Origin of the sequence: Stackebrandtia soli (genome assembly GCF_965137155.1) — a bacterium.
Taxonomy (GTDB): Bacteria; Actinomycetota; Actinomycetes; order Mycobacteriales; family Micromonosporaceae; genus Stackebrandtia; species Stackebrandtia soli.
Genome location: NZ_CBCRZX010000068.1, coordinates 1 through 18,007 on the forward strand (window position 1 = coordinate 1; position 18,007 = coordinate 18,007).

The 18,007-nt window shown below is 67.7% G+C and carries 14 protein-coding genes and 1 pseudogene; 7 read left to right on the top strand and 8 right to left on the bottom strand.

The window, feature by feature from the left end:
• A pseudogene (locus tag ACM9NP_RS22830) lies at positions 1 to 679 on the top strand (hypothetical protein); the annotation flags it as partial.
• 306 nt (positions 680 to 985) lie between these two features.
• On the top strand, positions 986 to 2,896 hold the full coding sequence (locus tag ACM9NP_RS22835) for an alkyl/aryl-sulfatase (protein ID WP_415648824.1): 1,911 nt from the start codon (positions 986 to 988) through the stop codon (positions 2,894 to 2,896).
• Positions 2,897 to 2,995: 99 nt separating this feature from the next.
• Here ACM9NP_RS22835 and ACM9NP_RS22840 read toward each other — a convergent pair whose 3' ends face one another.
• The 6 genes from ACM9NP_RS22840 to ACM9NP_RS22865 form a co-directional block, all read right to left on the bottom strand.
• A complete protein-coding gene (locus ACM9NP_RS22840) occupies positions 2,996 to 3,253 on the bottom strand; it encodes a DUF397 domain-containing protein (RefSeq protein ID WP_415648825.1) in 258 nt (85 codons plus the stop codon).
• A 185-nt stretch (positions 3,254 to 3,438) separates the two neighbouring features.
• A complete protein-coding gene (locus ACM9NP_RS22845; RefSeq protein ID WP_415648826.1) occupies positions 3,439 to 3,612 on the bottom strand; it encodes a DUF397 domain-containing protein in 174 nt (57 codons plus the stop codon).
• Positions 3,609 to 4,424, bottom strand: a complete 816-nt coding sequence (locus ACM9NP_RS22850) for a helix-turn-helix domain-containing protein (RefSeq protein WP_415648827.1) — start codon at positions 4,422 to 4,424, stop codon at positions 3,609 to 3,611. Before ACM9NP_RS22850 ends, ACM9NP_RS22845 begins: the two co-directional genes overlap by 4 nt.
• 884 nt (positions 4,425 to 5,308) lie before the next feature.
• The gene (locus ACM9NP_RS22855) at positions 5,309 to 7,201 is read right to left on the bottom strand and encodes a hypothetical protein (protein ID WP_415648828.1); all 1,893 of its coding nucleotides are present in this window, start codon (positions 7,199 to 7,201) and stop codon (positions 5,309 to 5,311) included.
• Positions 7,198 to 7,527, bottom strand: coding sequence for a PadR family transcriptional regulator (locus ACM9NP_RS22860; RefSeq protein WP_415648829.1), 330 nt, complete (start codon positions 7,525 to 7,527; stop codon positions 7,198 to 7,200). Before ACM9NP_RS22860 ends, ACM9NP_RS22855 begins: the two co-directional genes overlap by 4 nt.
• 59 nt (positions 7,528 to 7,586) lie before the next feature.
• Positions 7,587 to 8,267 carry a SanA/YdcF family protein gene (locus tag ACM9NP_RS22865; RefSeq protein WP_415648830.1) on the bottom strand — a complete coding sequence of 227 codons (681 nt, stop codon included), beginning with the start codon at positions 8,265 to 8,267 and terminating at the stop codon, positions 7,587 to 7,589.
• Between the two features lie 160 nt (positions 8,268 to 8,427).
• Here ACM9NP_RS22865 and ACM9NP_RS22870 point away from each other — a divergent pair, with 160 nt between their 5' ends.
• Positions 8,428 to 10,020 (top strand): MFS transporter, encoded by a 1,593-nt coding sequence (locus ACM9NP_RS22870; RefSeq protein ID WP_415648831.1) that lies wholly within the window; start codon positions 8,428 to 8,430, stop codon positions 10,018 to 10,020.
• A 62-nt stretch (positions 10,021 to 10,082) separates the two neighbouring features.
• Here ACM9NP_RS22870 and ACM9NP_RS22875 read toward each other — a convergent pair whose 3' ends face one another.
• Entirely contained in the window at positions 10,083 to 11,822 is a 1,740-nt protein-coding gene (locus tag ACM9NP_RS22875; protein ID WP_415648832.1) for a thioester domain-containing protein, read from the bottom strand.
• Positions 11,823 to 11,981: 159 nt separating this feature from the next.
• On the opposite strand from ACM9NP_RS22875, the gene ACM9NP_RS22880 reads away from it, so the two are divergent.
• From ACM9NP_RS22880 to ACM9NP_RS22890, 3 genes are read left to right on the top strand one after another with little or no spacing between them, the layout of a single operon-like run.
• A complete protein-coding gene (locus ACM9NP_RS22880; RefSeq protein ID WP_415648833.1) occupies positions 11,982 to 12,566 on the top strand; it encodes a hypothetical protein in 585 nt (194 codons plus the stop codon).
• Complete coding sequence (locus ACM9NP_RS22885; RefSeq protein WP_415648834.1) at positions 12,563 to 13,972, top strand: PrsW family intramembrane metalloprotease; 1,410 nt, start codon at positions 12,563 to 12,565, stop codon at positions 13,970 to 13,972. The genes ACM9NP_RS22880 and ACM9NP_RS22885 overlap by 4 nt, the downstream gene beginning before the upstream one ends.
• Positions 13,875 to 14,732, top strand: a complete 858-nt coding sequence (locus ACM9NP_RS22890) for a cyclase family protein (RefSeq protein ID WP_415648837.1) — start codon at positions 13,875 to 13,877, stop codon at positions 14,730 to 14,732. The genes ACM9NP_RS22885 and ACM9NP_RS22890 overlap by 98 nt, the downstream gene beginning before the upstream one ends.
• A 240-nt stretch (positions 14,733 to 14,972) precedes the next feature.
• Here the strand turns inward: ACM9NP_RS22890 and ACM9NP_RS22895 are convergent, their stop codons facing one another.
• A complete protein-coding gene (locus ACM9NP_RS22895; protein WP_415648835.1) occupies positions 14,973 to 15,737 on the bottom strand; it encodes a hypothetical protein in 765 nt (254 codons plus the stop codon).
• A 120-nt stretch (positions 15,738 to 15,857) separates the two neighbouring features.
• On the opposite strand from ACM9NP_RS22895, the gene ACM9NP_RS22900 reads away from it, so the two are divergent.
• Complete coding sequence (locus ACM9NP_RS22900; protein ID WP_415648836.1) at positions 15,858 to 17,801, top strand: acetoacetate--CoA ligase; 1,944 nt, start codon at positions 15,858 to 15,860, stop codon at positions 17,799 to 17,801.
• Positions 17,802 to 18,007: the final 206 nt, after the last annotated feature.

The following is an 18,007-nucleotide window of genomic DNA, read 5'->3' on the forward strand; positions in this document are numbered from 1 at the left end:
AATGCCGCCCCCACCGGCACCTCCCCAGCCCGAACCGCGTGGTTCCTCGACGGGAATCGTCATCGCCGCGGTGCTGGCCGTCATCGTCCTGCTCGGTGTCGGCGCCTTCGTGTGGTACGCCATCGGCGACGGCGCCTTCGAGCCCGAGGAGGAGGTCGTCGCCTATCCGCAGAGCTACGAGACGAGCGTCGCCCCGTTCCCAGGGCAGAGTTTCCCGCCGGGGCCGGTCGACGACCCCTGTTCCCTCGTAGACCGAGCCCGCTATGAAGTCCTGTTGCCGAACAGCAGCCATACGCCGGGCGCGAACTGCGATCTGGTGTTCGAGCACGGCAATTACGACGAGACCGGGCACATCGCGCGGCTGTCGATCTCGGCCCAGGCGTTCGACACCGTCGACTACGCGATCGGTTCCTTCGAGGACGACCGCGAGTACTGGGCCCACGATGAGGAGCTCGGCACCGACGGTCTCCAGGTCGAGGCGTTCGCCGTCGGATACGGCACGGATTCGTCGAGGGCGGTTACCGTCGTCGCCCGCAGCGAGAACCTGGTCGTCAAGACCAACCTCACGGTGGAGGACCTGGTGGACGGCGAGGCGCAGCCGAACGTCCCGCACGAGGTCCTGCGCGCGATGTGCGTCGACGCGATAAACGAGGTCATGGCGGGTCTGGCCGGAAGTTGAGTCGGGCGTGGGCGGTTCGAGCCGACGCCCTGTCGTCGACGGTCGCGACGACGTCGCCAATGGACGGCCCATCCGCCGGAAAACAGCTCCCTCGTGGAGTCGATTGCGTAGATTCCGTCTAGTGGTCGCCTCATCACCACAGGTCGTGGCAGGCCGACGTCAGCGCGCCGTTCGACGAGTCGAATCGCCCGCGTGCCGGAGCGCGCGGGCGGTTCGGCAGCGTCGGCGTTCCGGCCGCGCTGTCGGAGGCGGGGCGGCCTCTGCCCGACATAGCGCTCATATCGCTTCAGGTGATGAGGAGTAATCGTGCCGAAAACGCCCAAGAATCCGACGACCGCGACGGTTGAGACCAACCGCGCGGCGGCCGAGCGGTACCCGATGTCCGATCAGCAGGACTTCGAGGACGCGCACAGGGGCTTCATCGCGGCGATACCTGACGGCAAGACGTTGGCGGACAACGGGAACGTCATATTCGACGCCTCGAAGTACGACTACCTCAAACCGAACGAGGCCGCTCCCGAGAGCGTCAACCCGTCACTGTGGAGACAATCGCGGGTGAACGTCGACATCGGCCTCTTCAAGGTCGTCGACCGCCTGTACCAGATACGTGGCAGCTCGATGGCCAATCTGACCATCGTGGAGGGTGACGACGGCCTGATCGTCATCGACACCATGACCGGCGTCGAGACCGCGCGACAGGGCATGGATCTGTTCAGGAAGCACGTCACGGACAAGCCGGTGGTCGCGGTCGTCTACACCCATACCCATGTGGACCACTACGCGGGGATCAAGGGCGTCGTCGATCCGGCCGACGTCGCCTCCGGGAAGATCAGCATCATCGCGCCGGGCACCGTCGAATCCTTCGACAAGCACGCGCTCGGCGAGAACATCATCGCGGGAACCGCCATGTCCCGACGGGCCTCGTACTGTTTCGGTGGAATGCTTCCCCAGGGGCCCAAGGGAATGCTGTCCGTCGGTGTCGGCCTTCCCGTCAATGTCGGCGACACCATCACCTACCTGTCACCGACCGATCCGATCACCCGGACCGGGGAGACGCGTCGCATCGCCGGGCTCACCTTCGAGTTCCTGTACGCGCCCGACACGGAGGCTCCCGAGGAGATGCACGTCTGGATCCCGGAGCTCAAGGCGTTGACCTGCGCCGAGAACGCGAACCACTCGATGCACAACATCCAGACGCTCCGGGGCGCCCGGACGAGGGACGCTCGCAACTTCGCGCGGTACCTGGACGAGACCCTGGTCCGCTGGGGCGAGGACGTCGAAGTCCACTATGGTACGCATATCTGGCCGGTGTTCGGCAACGCCAACGTGCTCGCGTTCCTCGAATCGCAGCGCGACGTCTACAAGTACATCCACGATCAGGCGCTGCGGCTCGCGAACAAGGGCCTCACCCCGATCGAGGCGGCCGAGGAGATCCAGCTCCCGCCGGAGCTGGGTCGGCACTGGTACAACCACGGCTATCACGGCACGCTCAACCACAACATCAAGGCCGTGTACGCCAAGGAACTCGGCTGGTGGGACGGCGATCCCGCGCACCTGTTCCCGTTGCCGCCCACCGAATCCGCGAAACGGTACGTCGCGCTCGTCGGCGCGGAGGCGATGCTGGCGGACGCCCGGGGCGCGTTCGCCGACGGGGACTACCGGTGGGTCGTCGAACTGTTGCACCATCTCGTCTTCGCCGAGCCCGACAACACGGAGGCGAAGAACCTCCAGGCCGACGCCTACGAGCAGCTCGGCTATCAATCCGAGGGGCCACAGTGGAGGGCCATTTTCCTGACCGCCGCGATGGAACTGCGCAACGGTGTCGACGCCGGAAAGGCGATCAACACCGTCGCCGAGGACGTCGTCCTGAACATGCCGATGGACCTCCTCTTCGACTATGTGGCCGTCCACATCGTCGGCATGCAGGCGGGTTCCGCCGACATCCGCGTCAACGTCACCGTCGACGACATCGGTGAGGAGTGGACCTTCTGGGTAGCCAACGGCGTCCTCAACGCCCGTAAGGAGGCGAACCCGGACGCGCGACTCACCGTGGGAGGGAGGAAGGCCGCCGTCACGGAGTTCCTGCTGAATCCCTCCGCCGTCGGGGGGCTCGTCGACGCCGGAAAGCTGCGCCTGGACGGGGATCGCGGCGCACTGGACGAGTTGGCGGCCCTGTTGGACACCTTCGACCCGAACTTCCCGATCGTCACTCCCTGAACGGACGTCCCGGGCCGTCGCGTCTCCATTGGCGTGGCGGCCCGTCGGCGTTTCCGGCCGTCGACGTCCGGGTGGGCGTGCCTCGTAGGGCCGGCGGGATCAGGCCCCGTCGTCGCGGATCGCGGTCATGAGTCCCGACCATTCAGCCGTGTCGACGGTGAGGTACGGGAAGTCGCCGGTCGTGTCGAGTTTGGAGTCCCGGACGGCGATGAGGTGTCGGATCGGCGCGATCTCGACGCACTCGCCGTCTCCGGTGCTGTGGGCGCTCTTGCGCCATTGGGCGTCATGAACACACGCGACCTCGACACAGTCGCCGGCGCTGCTGCGACTGCTCTTGCGCCAGATTCCGAATTCCATTGCCGGTGCTCCTTCACGGGTGGCCCGGCTCCGGGGTGGATGCCGGATCATTCACGGTATCGAGCCCGAATGGGGTGTGGTGTCGGAAAGGTGACAGTGCGGGCGGTGCCGTGGGCAGTTTTCAGCGGCCCTATCCCACCGGATGGGCCGCTTGTCCGTGATGCGTATTGACTTCTCGGGCGGTGCTATTTCACGCTGTCCAACAGGGCCGCGAAGTCGCCGTGGGACAGGGCCAGGATCGGCGAGGCGTCACCCAGCTTGCTGTCACGGACCTGCGGTGCACCCTCGGAAAATCGTGCCTCCACACAACTCCCGCCATTCGGAGTACTGCGGCTGGACTTGCGCCAGCGTCCGGTCATGTAAGGAACTCCTCGATTGGTGTTGCGATCTCGCGGACGGCCTCAAAGGTCCGTTCGTAGAGAGACACTACGTCTCGGTCTTCGACGTAACGACCGCCGTCCAATGCATCAATGAAAACGAACGGCTCGCCGGGAAGTGGCGGTCCCGGAGTGAGAATGTTGAAGGAACCGGACATCGCCGCATGCGGATGGTTCATGATGCGGACGTCGACTTCGGGAATCGCCGCGACTTCTTTCAGCCGGTCGAGTTGGCCTTCCTTGGCCGTGGGCATGGCATCGAGGTAATGCAGGGCCGCGCAGCCGATAAGGAAGGTCATCCGCGGCAGCTCCTCTCGATCGAAGAGCCGATCCTGTCGTTGGGTTCGCAACGATCGAACGGCGGACGCCGTCTCCGGAACGATCGGCCACAGCGCCTGGACGGCCTTCAGATACTCGGGCGTCTGGAGTAGACCGGGGATGTACTCCGTTTCGAGGGTGAAGATGTGCGACGCCTCCTGCTCGGTCTCCAGGAAGAGGGGAAGCTCGGGCATCAGACCCTTCTTGTACGGCTGCCACCAACCGCGCTTGTTGCCGTCCAGCGCGAGCCGATGGAGCTCGCTGGCCTGCATCTTCGGGATGGCGTACAGATCGACCAGTCCGTTCACCTGGAGCTTCTTCGTGCCCTGGGTTCCTTCCTCGATGCGTTGGATCGTCTGCCCGCTCATACCGAGTTCGGCTCCCGCTCGTGCGCGAGTGAGTTTTCGGGCCTCACGGGCGAGCCGGAATCGCGTACCCAGTACGCGGCGCGCAATGGTCGGGCTCGTGGTCGTCATGGGTGCCCCTCCGGAAGAAATCCGCTTTGGAGGCTCCGTTTTCTATGCCCCAAAACGGAAGTAGTGTGTCCTCTTTTCATTGTGACGGGAGCGTCCTACGGTGGACGCATCGGGGTATTCGTCCCGTGACGCAAGGAGGCGGACGACGGGCTCGACCCGATCCGAGCGATACCACCCATTTTGGATTGGAGTGTTCTTCGTGGATGGCGGATCAAGGGGGCGGCGGGATGGTCACGCTGACCGATCTGGTTTTTCACTGGGTGAATCCCGTTCGGATCAGGTTCCATGCCACTCATTCGTCTGGTACACAGTAGAGCCATCTCGGGAACGAGTGGAGGAGTGCTGGACGCATGGTCGTTCGTGGCCGTGCTCGGGTTCTCCGTCTAAAACAGAGGGTTATCCGGAGTGGGGGTTGTCGGATGATGTTGAGTGACGCGCGGACCATTCTCGCTAGCCATGAACCTCGCGGGTTCATCGCTTTGGAATGTTCGGTGTGCGGGGTTCGCTTTCCCTGCGCCGAGGTGAAACGGGCGCGCCACGTCGTGGGGAATGAGGATCGACAGCGTGCTCTCGGCGGCGGGGTGCCCGGTAACGGTGGTGGGCCGTGAACGGCCGTCGTTGACCCGCGATCTTCGGCGCGATCGCATGAGCCGAGAACGGGGCGACAGGGGGAGAGCGCGGTGGCGATCCTCCGGCCCCGGGATCGTGTGTTCCGCGCGGTCGATCGCGGGGCGGGTCGCCTTCGTGGCGACCCGCCCCGAATCACTGACGAACGCGGATCGGTTGATCAGCGAATGTGGACGACGAGGACTTCGGTCGTGTCTGAGAAGGGCCGAGAGGTGGCGGCAACGCCCAACCGTGTGAGGGCGCCGTCGCCGTCCATGTCAGACCGGTTGCGCGGCCATGGCGTCCACCTGAGCGGTGCTCCGTCGAGACGCGGCGTTCTGAACGAGGATCCAAGCCGCCAGAGTTCCCGCGAGGACGAGCACGCCGGGCAGCGGGGATCCCATGTCGGGATGGAGATCGAACGTCGAATCCAAGGGGAGCAATAGAAGCGCGCTCAGTGGACGAGCAAGGAATCCGGCCGCGTTGAGAGCCGGAATCGCCAGACCCGCTCCCAGGACGACCGTCACCGTCCACGCCGTCGCGGAACGGAGTCGGCGGAACGGTCGCCAACCCGCCAGGGCCAGTACGGCGATGCCGAGGAGCGGCGCGGCGACCCGGAGCGGGGCCAGGTGCGGCACCAGCATCGTGGCGACCAGTCCGAGCGGGTAGACGGCGAGCAGCGCGATCGAACCGAGGAGTTGACCGCCGCTCGGCGTCGCGGGCAGCGCGGTCACCAGAGCGAGAACCGCGCCGGCGAGCATGATCGCGCCGGTCAGCACCAGCAACGGCGTCGACGGGGGTACGTCGTAACTCGAGAACCGGTGGCTGCCGGCAGTCGCGGTGGCCACCGCCACGATCAAGGCGAGCGCGGGCCGGATACCGGGCGATAGGGATGGGGAACCGCCGAACCGCTGCGCCGCCCACCAGGCGGCCAACGCGAGCCCGGACATGGCCGCCGCGCACAGCAGGAACCCGCCGAATCCGAGTTGGCCGATGCGTTCGGCGACCGCGTCCAGCCCGATGCCGACGGCGACGAAACCGGTGACCGGCAGGAGAAAACGACGATGGCCGATCAACATGGACGCGATTCCGGCTGCCGCGAGCAGGATGGTGAGCCACCGGAGTTCAGTCGCCCACGCGAGTTGACCGCTCAGGCCCAGATCGGCCACTATGGATCTTGGCCCTGGCGTCATGAACGCGCTGACGGCGGCCCAACCGATTGTCGATACCGCGATCACGCCTCCGGCGATCCACTGTTGCCGGGGAGCCGTGGCGGCGATCGGCGTGTTTTCCCGTTGAACGGGGGCGACGGCGCGCGCCTTTTGGGACGCGAAGGCGTAGGCGAGCACGAACACCGAACCGATGATCAGGTTCGTGTTGATGATCCAGGCGAACCACGGTGTGATCGCGGGTCCCGTCGGGTTGTCGGTTCCGGCTGGATTGAGCGCCGCCGCGACGGCGACGCCCAGGACGATCAGTACGGCGGATCCCAATGCCACATTACGTCCGATGTGGGTGGTGGAGCGGCGAGCGAGGTGCGAGACGAGTGTGCCCGCCAGCGCGGTCGCGATCGCCCAGGGGATGACGGTGGTGGCGATCGCTCCGAAGTCGGTTTTCGGCCAGGTGGTGAGGCGCGGAACCATGCACAGCGCGAACCCGACCGTCACGGACAGCGTCGCGATCGGAATCCTGACGAGAGGTACCCGCTGTTCGCGGTTCGCCGTGACCCGGCCGAGGGCCGTTCCGCCGCGCAGCGCCGCGAAACACAGTACCGCCAGGACACCGATGGTGAGGGCCGTCGTGGTGACGTCGGGGACCAATGGGTCAGACGGGCGGGCGAAGAAGGACAACGGATACCGGATCAGGATCGCCGCCTGGTGAGCGATGACGCCGATGCCGATGAACAGCGGAACGAGGTGGAGGACCGACCGTAGGCGGGGAGCGCGCTCGCGCCACGGGTTCGGTTCGCCCACTGGAGGGGGAGCGATCGCCAGGTCGGCTGCGTAGGCGAGTTCCTTGGCGCGGCGGCGAACCCGGCGCTCGCCGTCGTCCCCGCGCAGCCAGGCGAGTTCGGCGTTCCACTCGCGATGCGCGTCGTCGCGCAGTTCGGCGGGCCACCGGCGAGCCGCCACCCACAGTAGACGAGAGGTCATGTTGTCCAGAATGCTCATACGGTCCTCGGCTTTCCGACTCCGGGAACGTCCGACAGCGCTCGGTAGAGCTTCGTCAGGGCCGCACGCGCCAGTTCGGCGCCGTCCGGGGTCAAGGTGTAGTAGCGGCGAGCCGGTCGACCGGCCTCGCGCGGATCGATGTCCTCCCAGGCGGTCGTCACCCAGTCGGCCTTGTCGAGCCGCACGAGGATCGGGTAGAGGGTTCCACTGGGGAGGTCGGTGGCCTCCATCAGCTGCATGCCGTAGTGGTCGGCGTCGGGAGCGCTCAGCAGTGCCGCGAGCACTTGTGCCACGGATGGGGTGACACGTAGTTTCACATCAGCCATGCAGAAACTCTACATAGCCCTCTAGAGAATGTCAACATAGGGTCTGAACTGGATTCCCGTCAGCTGTTGGCAAGCGCTTCGTCGACGGCCGTCTCATATGGTCCGAGGAAGGTCGGCTCCGGGTTCGCCAGTCCGTCCAGCAGCGCCTTCACGTTGGCGAGGCGCTCTCGCGAGGCACCGAACATCCACTGTGGCTTGAACTGGCGGGCCGTGTCGTCGCCGACCCCGACCGCGTCGATGCCCACTCGGCGGCACAGGGTGACCGACCGTTCGACGTGGAAGCTCTGCGTCACCACGATCAGCTTGTCCACGCCGAACACCCGCTTGGCGCGGACGCACGAATCCCAGGTGTCGAAACCCGCGTGATCGCCGACGATGACCCGCTCGGGTACGCCCCGCTCGATCAGCCACCGCCGCATCGGATCGACCTCGTTGTACTCCGGTTGGCCGTTGTCCCCACTGACCAGGATCACGCGCGCCTTGCCCGACACGTACAGCCGGCGTGCCAGTTCCAGTCGCGCCGCGAGGAACGCCGACGGTTCGCCGTTCGCGTACACCCGTGCTCCCAGCACCAGGACCACGGGTGCCGACGGAACGGAGTCGACCGTGTAAACGTTTCCCTCGGCGCCGGACCGCACCCACCATCCCGACACGCCGGTGAGGACGGCTCCGGTCAGGCTGAGCACCAGTGCCGCCAACACGAACCGTCGAAAGCTCCACCACCGCGCGAATCGCCTCATCCCTCCACGGTAACGGCGCGAAACCACACGCGTCATCGACGCGGGTCGATCGCAGGTCGGAGCCGTTCTCCCGCTGAGAATCCGCTCAGTTCCACGGCGAGTCGCCTCGACAGCCGCCCCACGGGCGGGACAGGCTGGGCGTCGTCCACGGAGGAGGACCATGGCGACGACGGCGGACGGCGGATGGGCCCCGCTGCGCATCGGCGCGTACCGGACCCTGTGGGCCGCCCAACTTGGTTCCAATGTGGGCACGTGGATGCAGGTCGTCGCCGCACAGTGGATGCTCGTGCACCAGCCCGGCGCCGCCACTTTGACGGCAGCCGTCCAGGCCGCCAGTCTCACACCCGTCCTCTTCGTGTCGCTGCCCGCCGGAGTGCTCGCCGACGTCATCGACCGCAAACGCCTCCTCGTCGTCCTCTCGCTCACGATGACGGTCTTCGCGACCGCCCTCACGCTGCTCACCGTCGCCGGACTCACCACCCCCGCCGTGCTGCTCAGCCTCACGTTCCTGATGGGCTGCGGTCAGGCGATCATCGCCCCCACCTGGCAGGCGATCCAACCGGAACTCGTTCCGCGCGAACTCATCCCCGCCGCCGCAGCGCTCGGCAGTCTCAACATCAACGCGGCACGCGCCGTCGGCCCCGCGATAGCCGGTGCGATCGTCGCCGTCGCCGGACCGGCGATCGTCTTCGCCGTCAACGCCGCGTCCTTCCTCGCCGTGATGTTCGCGGTCCTCGCCTGGCGACGCGGCCCCACCGACACCGACATCGGCGATCGTTGGGCCGCCGCGCTGCGAACCGGGATGCGCTACGTCACCAACGCGCCCGGCGTCCGCCGGATCCTGCTGCGCTCGGCCCTGTTCGTCATTCCCGCCTCCGCGCTGTGGGCACTGCTCGCGGTGACCGCCGAATCGCGGCTTCACCTCGGTCCCAACGGATACGGACTGCTGCTCGGAGCGCTCGGCGTCGGCGCGATCGTCGGCGCCGTGTCGATCCACCGGCTGCGTCGCTTGTGCTCCGACAACCTCCTGCTCGGTGTCGGCGGCGCCGCCTTCACCATCGGCACGGTCGGCGCCGCCGTACTGACCGAAGCGATCACGGTGACCGTCCTGCTCGTCCTCGCCGGGATCGGCTGGCTCGTCAACCTGTCCACTCTCAACACCGCGCTCCAGCTCACGCTGCCAGGCTGGGTCCGCGCGCGCGGAATGTCCATGTACCTGCTGGTCTTCCTCGGCGGGCAAGGCGTCGCCAGCCTCGGCTGGGGTGCGCTCGCCGCTCCGATCGGAGTACCCGCGACGCTGTGGGTGTCGGCGGGCGCGCTGCTGCTCGGCGTCGTGAGTCTGCTGTGGTGGCCGCTGTTGCGCGGCACCGGAACCCTGGACCGCACGATCGTGTCGACGTGGCCGGAACCGACGTTGACGCTCGAACCCGACCCCGCGGACGGCCCCGTCCTCGTGCAGATCGCCTACATCGTCCCGCCCGACGCGGAACGGGCGTTCGTCGTGGCGATGCGACCCGTCGAACGGTCACGCCGTCGAACGGGCGCCAGGTACTGGGCGCTGTATCGGGACGCCGCCGAACCCGACCGCTTCGTGGAGGTGTTCCAGGTGCCGTCCTGGTCCGAACACATCGGACAGCACCATCGGCGCACCACCGGCTACGACGCGGAACTCCTCGACACCGCCCGCGCCCACGCCCAGGGCGAACCCGAGGTGCGACACCTGCTGCCGGCCGTCGTGGACCGGCGTCGCTGACGTCGTCGCCGGAGACACCGAAGGACCGCGCGACGCGCGGCCCCTCGGCGTTGCACGGGACGCTAGTCCGCGCGGCGAAGAAGTCGGCCGACGCCGGCGAGCCCGAGCCCGGCCGTCACCAGTCCGGCACCGGTCGCGGCCAGCCCGGCGGCGTACGAACCGGTCACCGGCAGGATCCGCCGGTACTTGTCGGACACGTCGACGGTGAGCGTCTCACCGTCGACGATCGTCACCGTCGTCGGCTCGATCGTGACGGACGCGTTGACGACCCGATCCCGCGTTCCCGTCACGGGTTCGGTTACGGTGCAACGCATTCCCGCCGGGAGGTCGTCGATGACCGGCAGAGCGTGCGTTCCCGCCGACACTCCCGCCGGGATCGTCAACTCCCGCGTCTCCTTGGACGACGGGTCGACGCACGTCACCCGCAGCAGGATCTCTCCCTGGTGTCCGGCGCCGTCGCCCGTGATCGTCTTCGTGACGGCCAGGCCACCGACGCCGCGCTCGTACGTGTCGGTGACGGTGCTCGTCACCGTCTGGTCCTCGACGATGGTCACCGTCTCCGGATCGATCGTCACCGAGGTGACGTTGACGAAGTCGTTGTCGCCGTCGGCGGACTCGGTGATCACGCATGCGCTGCCCGCCTCGATGTTGCGGATCTCGCGCACGTGATCCCCGGGGGACGCGCCCGCGTCGATCGTCACCGAGTACTCGTGCGTCTCATCCGCCGGGTCCACACACGACACGTCGATGACGACCTCGCCCTGGAAACCGGCGCCCGAGCCCGCGATCGTCTTGGTGACCTCGAGATGGCCCGCCGGGTAGGGCGTGATCAGGGCACCCGCTCGTTTCGTCAGCTCGGTCTGCTGCGCCAAAACGAGCTTCTGCGCGGTGTCCCTGCCCGGGTTGCTGCCGTCGTACAGGTACACGGTGCTCTCCACGACGGTGACGCTGCGTTCGAGGACGAAGCCCTGCGGCGTCGTGTCGGAGACGCTTCGCACCCATAGTCGGGTGCCCGGCGCGACGGAGGTGCCGTCGGGCAGCGGTGTGCCGCCGTCGGGGTTGTCGAAGACCTCCACCCCGACCGACCTGAGCGTTCCCGGTCCGTCGCCGGAGACCTCGAACGGCCCCACGATGTCCCCGGTGGACGGCGCGCGCATCGTGTTCGGCGTGACCTCCAGCTCCGGTGCCGGAGGCTCCGGAGACGGTCCGTTCGCGAGGGCGTCGGTGACGATCGCCGAGACGGCCGTGTAGAACGGGCTCGACGGGTCGAGGACGATCCGGTCCGTGAAGAACCAGATCGCGGTCTGGACGGCCGAAGCCTTGAAGTCATCCGTCCCCGCCGGGGCGGACACGATGGGGAAGTAGTTGTGCAGGATGTACCCGACATACCCCATGTGCGGGACGTTCGCCTCGGTCCAGTCTCCGACCTGGTAGTGAACCCCGGTCTCGGTGTCGGTGAACAGGTCGATGCAGTACGTCAGGGCGGTCTGGCCGGACAGCGGATCCTCGACCTCGATGGTGCCCGCGAACGCGACGTCGTGTGCCGTCGATCCCGGTGGAAGCGTCGCCGGATAGCCGGCGAGCGGATCCAGTGAGGCCGGCCCGTCGAAGGCGGAGACGGCGCCCCCGTCACCGAGGTCCGTCACCGTCAGCTCCGTGAATATCCCCGCCGGATCCGACAGGCCCCCGCCCGGTATCGGTTCCGCCGCGGCCGGGTCCGACCAACCGAGTGCGGCGGCCGCGACCACGATGGTCGCGAGGCCCTGACGACACCGCCGCCACACCGTCCTTTCTGAACGCATTGCATCCTCCCCTTTCGAAATGGCGGAGCCAGTCTGATCCACCAACATGGAGAATGGGCGGGATTCGGGAGGAAACGCCATGCGGGGACGCGTGCCTGCGGACGTCCGGTCCCCGAGGAATTCGAGGCAGTGGGATGTCTCAGCCGCTACGGTACGGGTGTGGACAGACGCGCACGGTGGGGAAACGTCATCACTGGGGCTCGGCGGTGGTGGGTGCCGGGACTCGTCGTCGTCGTGCTCGCCGCGCTCGTCATCGTCCCGCGCGCCATCGCAGCACAGTGGAGCGACTATCGCGCGATCACGACCCCCACCACCATTCACTTCGCGGGCGCCGAGATCACCGTCGGGCCGGGTTGGGAGCTGTCCCGCACGGCGACCAATCTCGACCAACACGTCGTCCTCCGGCTCGACGAACTGATGCTGGCCGCGAGCGGCGTCGTGTTCCGCAGCGACCCGACCGTCGACGAGGCGTGGGACGGCTACGAACGCGTCCTCATGGCACAGTCCCGCGACGGGAACCGCGTCAGCGTCGGCGCCCCGGAACCCTTCGCGACGGCCGACGGACACAAGGCACTCGCCGCACCGCTGACCGTCGGGTCCGACACCGGGATGGCGTTCCTGTTCATGTCGGACGGCTACCGGGCCGTCGAAGGCACCGTTCTCGGCCCGGCGGGGCACGACGCCGCCCGCACCGAGGCGTGGACCGCCGTCGAGTCGATCAGAATCACGGAGGACGACCAGTGACCGCCTTCGCCGAACCACAACCGATGCCGGTGCCCGGCCCGATGCCAGGTCGGGTCGATCCGCGTTCACCGGGTCTGTGGGTGCTGCTCGTCGGCATTGCGTTCGGGGCCTGGCAGATCGTCCCGCCCCTTATCACGAGTGCCCGCGGCTTCGGCGAGATCGTGGTGCCCAACCTCCTTGTCACTCTCGTGGCCTCCCTCATCGGACTCACGCTGATCCGTCGACTGTTGCGGCCAGTCGAAGCGCCACCGTGGAGCGGGACGTGGCTGATGCTGTTGTGGGGAGGTTTCGGCGCCACCGGCGTCGCGATCCTCGCCAACGACGCCCTTCAGGCGGTCTGGGCGAAGGGCATCGGGATCTCCTTTGGAACGCGGTGGGGCGCGGCGTCGACGGCTCCGCTCAATGAGGAGGCCGCGAAGGCGGCCGGGGTGCTGCTGCTGGCGGCCGTCTCGACCCGTCTCGTCCGCAGCGCCGCCGACGGCGTCGTGTTCGGCGCGCTGTCCGGCCTCGGCTTCGAGGTCGTGGAGAACCTGCTGTACGGATTCCGTTCCGTCGCCCAGGCGGGGGGTGTCGACCCCGTCGGCGCGTCGGCGGTGACGATCGGGATCCGGGTCGTCCTCACCGGTCTCGGTTCGCATTGGGCGATGAGCGTGGTCGCCTGCGCGGGCGTCGGCTATCTCGTGGCGGCGAACGGTCGGCCGCTCGCGCTTCGTCTCGCGGTCGCCTTCGGATGCTTCCTTTGGGCAGTCGGCATGCACTGGCTGTTCGACAGCCCGCTGCTCGCCGGGACGATCGGGGTCGGTCTGAAGGTCCTCGTCAACTTCGTGTCCGCGCTCGTCGTCATTCTCGTGGTCCGGGCGCTGTTCCGACGGCGCGTCCGGCAGGTCGCGGCGGAGGAGACCGACCTCGGGGTGTTGTGGCCGGGGGAGACGGCGACGCTGCTGGGGCGGCATGCGCGCCGCAAGGCCCGTCGTCGGTTCCACCGAGGGCCGAAACGGGAGGCACAGGCGTCTTTGCAGCGCGCCCAGCTCGATCTGTTGGAGGAGCGTGTCCCCGTCGAGACACCCGTCGAGGCGGCCGATCCTTGGCGTGCCGAGGTTCGGCGGCGCCGCGAGCGACTCGACCTGACCGTGACCGATGAGAGCTTACGCACCAACCGGGCCGTCATGCTCCCGTACCGTCGGCGCGTTCGCCTCGTTGTACGGGGTGAGCGGGCGCGATGGCCGATAGGAGACGACGGTGCGAACACTGCGGCATCTACTGTCCGGGTTGCCGAAGAACTGGGGCCGTTGGGGGGACGACGACGAGATCGGGGCGTTGAACCATCTCGACGCGGCACAGGTGCTGCGTGGCGTCGCCGCCGTCGAGAAGGGCAGCGTCTTCACCCTTCAACGGCGCGTCGGTGACCCGGACGACGAGATGACCCCGCATGGGCGGGCTCCGGCGCGGCACACCGTCCACCAGGACCAGCGCACCTACGCGACCGGTGCCGCCCGTCCCGTTCCCGGCGGTCTCGAGTACGCCGACGACACGATCGACATGTATCTACAAGGGACGACCCATGTGGACGCCCTCGGGCACGTCTGGTACGACGGGATGATCTGGAACGGCCAACCCGCCGAATCCACCAACGACGGTCTGGATTTCGCGAGCGTGCTCCCGATCTCCGAACGCGGCATCGTCGGTCGGGGCGTCCTGCTCGACATGGCGCGGCATCGCGGCAAGGAGTCGCTCGAACGCGGCGAGACCTTCGGCGTGTCCGACCTGCTCGAATGCGCGCACGCGCAGGGAATCGAGATCGAGCGCGGCGACATCGTGTTGATCCGCACCGGGTGGTTGACCGGTTCGATTCCCTCCGTCGAACTCGACGAGCCGGGCCTCGAATTCCATCCCGACCTCGTCCGCTGGTTCGACGAGTTCGCCATTCCGTGCCTCGTCGGGGACACCTTCGCCAATGAGGCGACCCACCACAGTGCCGGTTGCGACTTCGTGTTGCACGGGGCGCTGGTGCGCAACCTCGGCATCGTCTTCGTGGAACTCGCCAGCCTCGACGAGCTGGCCGCCGACTGCGCGGCCGATCGGCGCTACGCGTTCCTCTACGTCGCCGCGCCGCTGAAGATCGCCCACGCCACGGGATCCCCCGTCAACCCCATCGCCATCAAATAGCGGCGGCGCGTCGGTCGAGTGAAGCATGCCCGCTCCCGACCGACGCGCCGAATACCGCGAGATCGTCCATGCCGGAGTTTGCCTCCACGCGAACGATTCCAGGCGTACCCGTTCCCCGGCCGATCGGGTCGGATCCCTGACCGAAGCCGTGGTTCGCGCGTGCGCCGGCTCTCCAGCGCACCGAAGGCGCGAACACCTGCCTGGTCGAATCCGTCCGCGAGCACGCCGACGGGACGAGTGCTAGCGGTACGGCTGCTGGTTTCCGTAGCCCTGATCGGCGTACGAACCCCGGTCGCCGTACTGGCCCTGGCCCTGCCCTTGGTCGCCGTACTGACCGGCGTAGGGCTGCGGCTGGGTCGACGGTTCCTCACGAGTCTGGCCGTAGCCGCGCTCGTCGGGGCCGTACGACTCGTCGGCGTACGGCGAGCGCTCCGCCGTCGCGAACGGGTCGACCTGCCGGTCGTCGGGGACGGTCGAACCCGATTCGGAGCGGGTCGAAATGCCGGCGAACGGGTCGACGGCGTTCGACGTGGTCGTGGACGACGTGGAACCGGGGGCCGCGAGGCTCGCGGTGTCGAGGTCACGATCGTCGTCGGTCCGCTTGCCGCGCCACCGCGACGGCACGACCGCCGTCAGCAACAGCAGCGTCGCCATCGCGAGGACGAGTCCCTGTTGTCCGGCCGCGATCGCCGAACCGGCCGGGATCTTAGCGGCGGCCAGCGAACCGGGGACGTTGAACGCGAGAATGTCCGACCGGAACAGGAAGAAGGCGATCAACAGGATCGCGCCAGCGGTGACCGGCCCGGCCGGTGACATCCGCGTCACGGCCAACGAACCGAGCAGGATTCCGGCCCCGGCGAGCATCGCCATGGCGATGTACCGGTTGGGTGTTCCCGCCGTGGCTTCGTACAGTGAGGGATTCAATCCAATCTGACCCGCGCCGACGAGCAGCCAAGCCAGGGGGGCGATGATGAGGCCTGCGAACAGGCTTGCGATGTGCCGCATGGGGGTCTCCTCGATAGGGTGCGGTTGTCGCCGTGTGGGCCATCCTTGCGTATCCGCGCAATACCCGCTGCGGCAGGATGGGACGCCGTCCGTCGTCCGACGAGAGTGAAAGAGGTATCGATGACGACTCCGGTTGCGCTGTGGACCCCGGCTGAGGACGCCCTGACGACGACCCGCGTCGGACGGTTCATGTCCTGGCTGCCGACGATCGGCCGTCCCGAGTTCGCCGACTACGAGACTCTGTGGCAATGGTCCACGGACTTTCCGGGCGAGTTCTGGTCCGCTATCTGGCAGTACTTCGAACTGGGCCGGCACGTCACCGCGTCAGGCGCGCTGGCGGACGCGTCGATGCCGGGAGCGCGGTGGTTCCCGGATTCGACGGTCAACTACGCCAAGGCCGTGCTCGCGGCCCCCGGACGGGCCGACGACGACGTCATCGTGATCGGGCGCAGTGACTCCCGCGAACCGGTCGAGTTGACGGTGGCGCAGCTGCGTTCCGCCGTCGGCGCCTGCCAGGAGGGACTGCGGCGGCTCGGTGTCGAACGCGGGGACCGTGTGGCCGCGTACCTGCCGAACATTCCCGAGACCGTCGTCCTGCTGTTGGCGTGCGCGGGCTTGGGCGCGGTGTTCTCCTCGTGCGCGCCGGAGTTCGGCACGCGCAGCGTCACGGACCGGTGGAGCCAGATCACGCCGAAGGTCCTCGTCGCGATCGACGGCTATCTCTACGGGGACAAGCACATCGACCGTCGCGGGGAGGTCGCGGCGATCCGGGAGGCGCTACCGGGTCTGGAACACGTGGTCTCACTGTCCTACAGCGGCGGCGAGGTCGAGGACGCGTTGTCGTGGACGGAACTGCTCGAGGCACCCGCCGAACCATCCTTCATGGATCTTCCGTTCGATCATCCGCTGTACGTGCTGTACTCGTCGGGGACGACGGGCCTGCCGAAGCCGATCGTGCACGGCCACGGCGGGATCACCCTGGAGCACGTCAAGATGCTCGCCCTGCATCACGACCTCGGTCCGGACGACCGGTTCTACTGGTTCTGCACGACCGGCTGGATGATGTGGAACTACCTCGTGTCCGCTCCCGCAGTCGGCGCGTCGATGGTGTTGTACGACGGCAACCCCGGGTTCGGCGGGCTCGAATCGCAGTGGCGGCTCGCGGCCGAAACCGGCATCACGAACTTCGGCACCTCGGCCCCGTTCCTGTTGGCGTGCCGCAAGGCCGACATCGTCCCGTCCGAGGTCGCCGACCTGTCCGCATTGCGCGGCATCGGTTCGACGGGTTCGCCGCTGCCGCCCGAAGGATTTGAATACGTCTACGAGTCGATCTCGCCGAATGTCCTCCTGACCTCCCTGTCAGGCGGCACGGACGTCTGCACCGGCTTCGTCGGCGGCGCCCCCATCGTCCCCGTCTATAAGGGAGAGATCGCCTGTCGTTGCCTTGGCGCGAAGGTGGAGGCTTACGACCCCGCCGGTGAGCCGCTCATCGGGGAACAGGGCGAGCTCGTCGTCACCGCGCCGATGCCGTCGATGCCGGTCGGGTTCTTCGACGACGACGGCTCCCGCTACCGCGAGGCGTACTTCGACGCGTGGCCCGGCGTCTGGCGGCATGGTGACTGGATCACCGTCACCGAGCGCGGCACCTGCGTCATCACGGGTCGCAGCGACGCGACGCTCAAACGCGGCGGCGTCCGGCTCGGCACGTCCGAGTTCTACTCCGTCGTGGAAGACCTCGACGAGATCGCGGACTCGCTCGTCGTTCACTTGGAGGACAACGAAGGCGGCATGGGACGACTGCTGCTGTTCGTCGTACCGGTGGAGGGCGTCGAGGTCGACGACTCGCTGCGCGCCGTCATCGCCAAGCGCCTCCGTAGTGGACTGTCGCCGCGTCACGTCCCGGACGAGGTGCACGCCGTGCCCGCCGTTCCTCGGACCCTGTCGGGCAAGAAGCTGGAGATTCCCGTCAAACGCATCCTGACGGGCACCCCCATCGACGTCGCCGCCTCGACCGGCGCGCTCGCCAACCCCGAATCGCTGGAGGCGTTCCTGCGCTTCGCGTGACCGTTCACGGCGTCGCCGATACGGCACCGCTGCCGCCGCTCCGCCACGTCCTCGCCGGGCTCGCTCCGCGAGGGGCGTGCGCTCGCCTGGCCTCCGCTCCATTACGGCGTCGCGCTTTGGCTTGCCCCGCTACGCTACGGCGCGCTCGCTTTAGCTCGACGTGCGGTGCTGTGCCTTGTGGTGCCCTGCCTTGCCCTGCCTTGCCC

What these genes read in the sequence shown, in the direction of transcription:
- ACM9NP_RS22865 (WP_415648830.1), bottom strand. Translation starts at nt 8,267, where the DNA reads ATGAGGCGATTCGCGCGGTGGTGGAGCTTTCGACGGTTCGTGTTGGCG.
- ACM9NP_RS22895 (WP_415648835.1), bottom strand. Translation starts at nt 15,737, where the DNA reads ATGCGGCACATCGCAAGCCTGTTCGCAGGCCTCATCATCGCCCCCCTG.
- ACM9NP_RS22860 (WP_415648829.1), bottom strand. Translation starts at nt 7,527, where the DNA reads ATGGCTGATGTGAAACTACGTGTCACCCCATCCGTGGCACAAGTGCTC.
- ACM9NP_RS22900 (WP_415648836.1), top strand. Translation starts at nt 15,858, where the DNA reads ATGACGACTCCGGTTGCGCTGTGGACCCCGGCTGAGGACGCCCTGACG.
- ACM9NP_RS22850 (WP_415648827.1), bottom strand. Translation starts at nt 4,424, where the DNA reads ATGACGACCACGAGCCCGACCATTGCGCGCCGCGTACTGGGTACGCGA.
- ACM9NP_RS22840 (WP_415648825.1), bottom strand. Translation starts at nt 3,253, where the DNA reads ATGGAATTCGGAATCTGGCGCAAGAGCAGTCGCAGCAGCGCCGGCGAC.
- ACM9NP_RS22855 (WP_415648828.1), bottom strand. Translation starts at nt 7,201, where the DNA reads ATGAGCATTCTGGACAACATGACCTCTCGTCTACTGTGGGTGGCGGCT.
- ACM9NP_RS22845 (WP_415648826.1), bottom strand. Translation starts at nt 3,612, where the DNA reads ATGACCGGACGCTGGCGCAAGTCCAGCCGCAGTACTCCGAATGGCGGG.
- ACM9NP_RS22870 (WP_415648831.1), top strand. Translation starts at nt 8,428, where the DNA reads ATGGCGACGACGGCGGACGGCGGATGGGCCCCGCTGCGCATCGGCGCG.
- ACM9NP_RS22875 (WP_415648832.1), bottom strand. Translation starts at nt 11,822, where the DNA reads ATGCGTTCAGAAAGGACGGTGTGGCGGCGGTGTCGTCAGGGCCTCGCG.